This is a genomic window from Ruegeria sp. CJ2 (genome assembly GCF_056536745.1).
In genome coordinates this window covers 287,828-294,120 of sequence record NZ_JBQFQF010000006.1, presented here as the reverse complement: position 1 = coordinate 294,120, position 6,293 = coordinate 287,828, and the positions used below count along the sequence as shown (strand labels likewise).

The following is a 6,293-nucleotide window of genomic DNA, read 5'->3' as shown; positions in this document are numbered from 1 at the left end:
TGCGAAGCCTTTTTGGGGTCCGGCATGTCACAAGCTCTTATTTCTAAACGAAAACGACCAGCAGGTTAGCTGCTGGTCGATAGATCGTCAACATTTACCTATAGTGGCTTGGCCCGAAGGCGCCCTTTGCAATTTACTCAAAGCCACAGATCAGTCGATCATCGGCAGCAGCTTGTCCAGCGACTGCTTGGCATCGCCATAGAACATCCGCGTGTTCTCCTTGAAGAACAGCGGGTTCTCGATCCCCGAATACCCGGTGCCCTGACCACGCTTGGACACGAACACCTGCTTGGCCTTCCAGCATTCCAGAACCGGCATCCCGGCGATGGGGCTGTTGGGGTCTTCCTGCGCCGCAGGGTTCACGATGTCATTCGAACCGATCACGATGGCCACATCCGTTTCCGGGAAGTCCTCGTTGATCTCGTCCATCTCCAGCACGATGTCATAAGGCACCTTGGCCTCGGCCAGCAGTACGTTCATGTGACCCGGCAGACGACCGGCAACGGGGTGGATCGCGAAACGCACCTCTTTGCCCTTGGCGCGCAGCTTACGGACCAACTCGCTGACCGACTGCTGTGCCTGCGCAACCGCCATGCCGTAGCCCGGGATGATGATGACGCTGTCGGCATCGTTCAGAGCCGCGGCAACGCCGTCGGCGTCAATCGCCACCTGCTCACCCTCAACTTCCATCTGCGGACCCGAGGTGCCGCCAAAACCGCCCAGGATCACACTGACAAAGTGACGGTTCATCGCCTTACACATGATGTAGGACAGGATCGCACCCGACGAACCGACCAACGCACCAACCACGATCAGCAGGTCGTTGCCAAGGCTGAAACCAATCGCTGCCGCAGCCCAACCCGAATACGAGTTCAGCATCGACACAACCACCGGCATGTCCGCGCCACCGATACCCATGATCAGGTGATAGCCGATGAACAGCGCCGCCAGCGTCATCAGGATCAGCGGGAACAGACCGCCCGAGGCGGTGTACCAGACCAGACAGATCAGCGAGAGGCCAGCCGCCGCCGCGTTCAGCGCATGACCGCCGGGCAGCTTGGTCGCCGCAGACGTCACTTTACCCGCCAGCTTGCCATAAGCCACGACCGAACCGGTAAAGGTGATCGCACCGATGAAGATACCCAAGAACAGTTCCACATGCAGGATCGTCAGTTCCGCGGCGGTCTTCTTGGCGATCAGCTTGGCAAACGCGCCCAGATCAGACAGGTCCGCCTCTTTCGCACTGTCGGCAATCGCCATGACCTGCGCCACGTTGCCGATCTCAAAATGCGCGTTGAAGCCCACGAACACAGCCGCCAGACCAACCAGCGAGTGCATCGCGGCTACAAGCTGCGGCATCTCGGTCATCTGCACGCGCTTGGCCACGTAGGACCCGATCAGACCGCCACCAGCGATCAGCAGCAGCGACAGCAGCCACAGGCCCGAACCCGGACCCACAAGCGTGGCGAAAACCGCCAGCGCCATACCGACAATGCCGTACCAGACGGCGCGCTTGGCGCTTTCCTGGTTCGACAACCCGCCCAGGGACAGGATGAAAAGGACAGCCGCAACAACATAAGCGGCAGTGGTGAAGCCAATCATCTACCCGGCCTCCTTAAGATTTCTGGAACATGGCGAGCATGCGCCGGGTGACAAGAAAGCCGCCGAAGATGTTGATCCCGGCCATAAAGACAGACAGCGCCGCCAGCAGGATCACAAGGAACGAGCCCGATCCGATCTGCATCAAGGCCCCGACGATAATGATCGACGAGATCGCGTTGGTGATCGCCATCAGCGGGGTGTGCAGCGAATGCGCCACGCCCCAGATCACCTGGAAGCCAACGAACACGGCCAGCACGAACACGATGAAGTGCTGCATGAAGCTGGCCGGAGCGACCAGACCCACCAACAGCATCAGCGCGCCGCCAACACCCAGCAGGGTGAACTGCTGTTTGGTCTGCGCCTTGAACGCCGCAACCTCCTGCGCCTTCTTCTCTTCCGGGGTCAGTTCTTTGACCTCGGGCTTTTTCTGCGCCGCAATCGCCTGCACTTTCGGCGGTGGCGGCGGGAAGGTGATCTCACCCTCAAAGGTCACGGTCGAGCCGCGGATCACGTCATCTTCCATGTCATGATTGATCTGACCGTCCTTCTCGGGCGTCAGGTCAGACATCATGTGGCGGATATTGGTCGCGTACAGCGACGAAGACTGCGACGCCATCCGGCTGGGGAAGTCGGTATAGCCGATGATGGTCACGCCATTGTCGGTCACGATCTTCTCATCCGCGACGGTCAGTTTGCAGTTGCCGCCTTTTTCGGCCGCAAGGTCCACGATGACCGAGCCGGGTTTCATGCTTTCGACCATATCCTTGGTCCAAAGCTCGGGCGCTTCGCGGTTCGGGATCAGCGCGGTGGTGATCACGATGTCTATCTCTGGCGCCAGCTCGCGGAACTTGGCCAACTGCGCGTTGCGGAATTCCTCGGACTGGACCGAAGCGTAACCGCCAGTGGCCGCACCATCCTGCTGCTGCTCTTCAAAGTCCAGATAGACGAACTCGGCACCCATCGACTCGACCTGCTCGGCCACTTCGGGGCGCACGTCGAACGCATAGGTGATCGCACCCAGCGAGGTCGAGGTCCCGATGGCGGCCAAACCCGCGACACCGGCACCGACGATCAGAACCTTCGCAGGCGGCACCTTGCCCGCCGCCGTCACCTGACCGGTGAAGAAGCGACCAAAATTGTTGCCCGCCTCGATCACGGCGCGGTAGCCCGCGATATTCGCCATCGAGGACAGCGCGTCCATCTTCTGCGCACGCGAAATTCGCGGCACCATCTCCATGGCGATCACATTCGCGCCTTTGGATTTGGCCAACTCCATCCCTTCTTCATTCCCAGCCGGGTTGAAGAACGAGATCAGCGTCTTGCCTTTGGTCAGACGCTTCAGCTCGGTCTCATTCGGCTGACGCACCTTGGCGACGATGTCCGCTGCCTTCCAAAGCGCGGCGGCTGTTTTGACGATCTCTACGCCTGCCGCCTCGTACACTGCGTCCGAAAACCCGGCCGCAGCGCCCGCACCGGATTCAATGGCGCAGTCGTAGCCAAGTTTCTGAAGCTGAACGGCTGAATCCGGGGTCATCGCGACCCGGTTTTCACCGTCCATTATCTCTTTTGGTGTTCCTATCTTCACCGGCATTATCCCCCTAATTTTCACTCACATTGAGCGGGTGGTCGGTATTGTTCATCAAGCATCCATGTATCCTGCGCAATATTATTTCGCAAGCGCAGCAATATTAACGTGGTGTCATTTTACGTAAGTCCTCAGATCCATCGGCGCGTGCTGCGCTCATATCTTGCGAAGTCTGCGCGGAATGTTCTGCGCATGCGGTCTTCTTCGGGCAGAATGAAGCGTCGCTCCAGCAGCCAGACAAATACAGGTACCAGGACCAGCGACAAAACCGCGTCAAAGCGCAGGACAAGCCCCGTCAGAATCAGAACATCACCCAGGTAGATCGGATTACGGCTGCGTTTGAAAATACCGCTTTGAATCAAAGAGCTGGGCGTTTCATGCGGGATGACTGTTGTGCGGTGTCTGCGGAACTCTGCGATGGCAAGCAGGATAAGGATCAGGCCCCCACCAATTAGAATGCCACTCAGCAAATCCGTGAAGCTGCCGTCCAGCGACAATCCCATCGACAGGTATCGCGCCTGCAACCAAGCAAGGACCGCGCAGCCCAACAACCAGACCGGAGGCATGTCGATTTTGCGCATAGATAAGTAACTTTCTGCTCGATTGCGGTGCTGGATGTCGCTTTTGCATGATCATCTATCGCTTTCCGACAGGAATCGCAAAATCGCAGATAGTCGCAGGAAATTTTTCTCACCTTGCGCCCTCAGCGGCACCGATAGACAGATAGGGTCGGATAAGCTAGCCCTTGGTCGATACGCAAAGACGAAGGCCCGCCCATGACTGATTTCAAAGCAACCAAAGCTATGTTCGATCTGCCGGAAGGCGTGGTTTATCTGGACGGCAATTCGCTTGGCCCCATACCAAAAGCAGCAACGCCGCGCGTGGCGGAAATGATGACACAGGAATGGGGGAACATGCTGATCACCGGCTGGAACAAGGCCGGATGGATGGGGCTTCCGACCGGATTGGGCGATCGCATCGGCCGATTGATCGGAGCAGAGCCCGGCAGCGTGGTGACCGGCGACACATTGTCGATCAAGGTCTATCAAGCGGTGGCTTCGGCACTGGAACTGTGCCCCGAGCGCAAGGTCGTGTTGTCGGACAGCGGAAACTTTCCGTCCGATCTGTATATGGTGGATGGGCTGCTGCGTTCGTTGGGATCGGAGTATGAACTGCGAGTTGTCGCACCCGAGGAAGTGGCCGCGCACATCACCAAAGACGTGGCCGTTTTGATGCTGACCGAGGTCGATTACCGTTCGGGCCGGATGCACGACATGAAGGCGCTGACAGAGCTTGCACATGCCAACGGAACCGTCACAGTCTGGGATCTGGCCCACTCTGCCGGCGCCATTCCTGTGGACCTGTCCGGCTGTAACGCCGACTTCGCAGTGGGCTGTACCTATAAATACCTCAATGGCGGCCCCGGCGCGCCTGCCTTCATCTACGTCGCTCCGCGCCTGACCGACCGCGTTCGCCCCGCGCTATCAGGATGGCTGGGGCATGAGGCCCCCTTCTCTTTCGACCTCGATTACCGCCCAGGCAGCGGGATCGAAAGGATGCGGGTCGGCACCCCTCCGATCATACAGATGACGGCGCTGTCGACCGCGATGGATGTCTGGGACATGGTCGATATGGCGGACGTGCGCGCCAAGTCCATCGAACTGACCGAGTTGTTCATCAATCGGGTCGAAGCCACCTGCCCTGAACTGCGCCTTGCCAGTCCGCGCGAGGCTGAGCAGCGTGGCAGCCAAGTCTCGTTCCGGTTTGACGAAGGCTACGCAGCGATGCAGGCGCTGATCGCCCGAGGTGTTATCGGAGATTTCCGCGCGCCCGACATCATGCGGTTTGGATTTACGCCATTATACATCGACGAACAGGATGTTGAACGCGCGGTGGACATTCTGGCGGATATCATGGCGAACCGGTTGTGGGACACACCGGAATACAAACAACGCCAGCGGGTTACTTGACCTCCAGCCCCGCGCCAACAATCGTGGCGAGGTTCGCGTTCATTCGGTCGAACTCCTGATGATCCGTTGCCGCGATCTTGTTGCCACGCAGCGCGGCGCCGATCATCTTGGCCGTCTCTCGCGGGCTGTCGAACAGGCGTATCCGCCCGTTCACCGACTCGCGCTTTAGCCAATCCGCATAAAGCGCCAGCATCTGTGCCTCACCCTGTGTGACGATGTCAGATGCCATGGATATACCTGCGTCCAGCAGCTCTAGCCCATGGGCTGAAGACATGATTTCCGCCATTCCGTCCGTCTGAACATGGATCGCGTTTCCGAAAACCTGTGACACCGACCCGTCCGCATTCAACGCCTTGGCAACGGCCTCGGTCTTTTCTTCGTAATGCAGTTCAGTCAGTTTTCGAAGAATGGCTTCTTTGTTCTCGAAGTACAGATACAACGCAGGGCGCGACATCCCCGCACCTTTTGCAATGTCATCCATCGAGGTTTTCTTGAATCCATAGGTCGAAAAGACCCGCAGGGCGGATTCAAGAATAGACCGGGATTTTTCGTCGAGCACAAAGTCTCTCATCTGAACCTTTGACATTTTTTGTTTCTTTTGTCAGTTGACTGTCTGACATCTCATATTAAGTATGTCAGCACGTCACCAAAGCCAAGAGGGGATCACCATGGCGACCAGTTTGAAAGTTAACGGTACGTCATATCAGGTGGACTTGCCTGACGATGTTCCCCTGCTGTGGGTCCTACGGGATGAGGTCGGCCTGACCGGAACCAAGTTTGGGTGCGGTGTGGCCGCCTGTGGTGCCTGCACTGTTCATATCGACGGCGAGGCCGTGCGGTCCTGTCAGGTTGCGTTGTCTGATGTCTGGGGCGACGTGACGACGATCGAAGGGCTCGGCACGCCGGACGCGATGGCCAAGATCCAGCAAGCCTGGGTCGATCATCAGGTCGCGCAATGCGGATACTGCCAATCGGGTCAGATCATGCAGGCGGCCGCGTTGCTGGCCGAGAACCCCTCTCCGACCGATGCCGATATCGACGATGCGATGCAGGGCAACCTGTGTCGTTGTGGAACCTACCCGCGCATTCGGGCGGCGATCCACGATGCGGCTTCCAAGTTGAAGGAGGCGTAAGTA

The 6,293-nt window shown here is 58.4% G+C and carries 6 protein-coding genes; 2 read left to right on the top strand and 4 right to left on the bottom strand.

Annotated features, from left to right (window positions below):
- Nucleotides 1-150: 150 nt before the first annotated feature.
- The 3 genes from ACR0MS_RS11465 to ACR0MS_RS11455 form a co-directional block, all read right to left on the bottom strand.
- Entirely contained in the window at nt 151-1,602 is a 1,452-nt protein-coding gene (locus tag ACR0MS_RS11465; protein ID WP_480571984.1) for an NAD(P)(+) transhydrogenase (Re/Si-specific) subunit beta, read from the bottom strand.
- A gap of 13 nt (nt 1,603-1,615) precedes the next feature.
- The gene (locus ACR0MS_RS11460; RefSeq protein ID WP_480571987.1) at nt 1,616-3,187 is read right to left on the bottom strand and encodes a Re/Si-specific NAD(P)(+) transhydrogenase subunit alpha; all 1,572 of its coding nucleotides are present in this window, start codon (nt 3,185-3,187) and stop codon (nt 1,616-1,618) included.
- A gap of 131 nt (nt 3,188-3,318) precedes the next feature.
- Complete coding sequence (locus ACR0MS_RS11455) at nt 3,319-3,768, bottom strand: methyltransferase family protein (RefSeq protein WP_480571990.1); 450 nt, start codon at nt 3,766-3,768, stop codon at nt 3,319-3,321.
- Between the two features lie 195 nt (nt 3,769-3,963).
- Between ACR0MS_RS11455 and kynU the strand changes: the two genes are divergently transcribed.
- Complete coding sequence (kynU, locus tag ACR0MS_RS11450) at nt 3,964-5,157, top strand: kynureninase (protein ID WP_480571993.1); 1,194 nt, start codon at nt 3,964-3,966, stop codon at nt 5,155-5,157.
- Here kynU and ACR0MS_RS11445 read toward each other — a convergent pair.
- Complete coding sequence (locus tag ACR0MS_RS11445; RefSeq protein ID WP_480571996.1) at nt 5,150-5,743, bottom strand: TetR/AcrR family transcriptional regulator; 594 nt, start codon at nt 5,741-5,743, stop codon at nt 5,150-5,152. The genes kynU and ACR0MS_RS11445 overlap by 8 nt on opposite strands.
- Nucleotides 5,744-5,825: 82 nt before the next feature.
- On the opposite strand from ACR0MS_RS11445, the gene ACR0MS_RS11440 reads away from it, so the two are divergent.
- Nucleotides 5,826-6,290: a (2Fe-2S)-binding protein gene (locus ACR0MS_RS11440; protein WP_480571999.1), complete on the top strand. Its 465-nt coding sequence runs from the start codon at nt 5,826-5,828 to the stop codon at nt 6,288-6,290.
- The last annotated feature ends 3 nt before the right edge of the window (nt 6,291-6,293 follow it).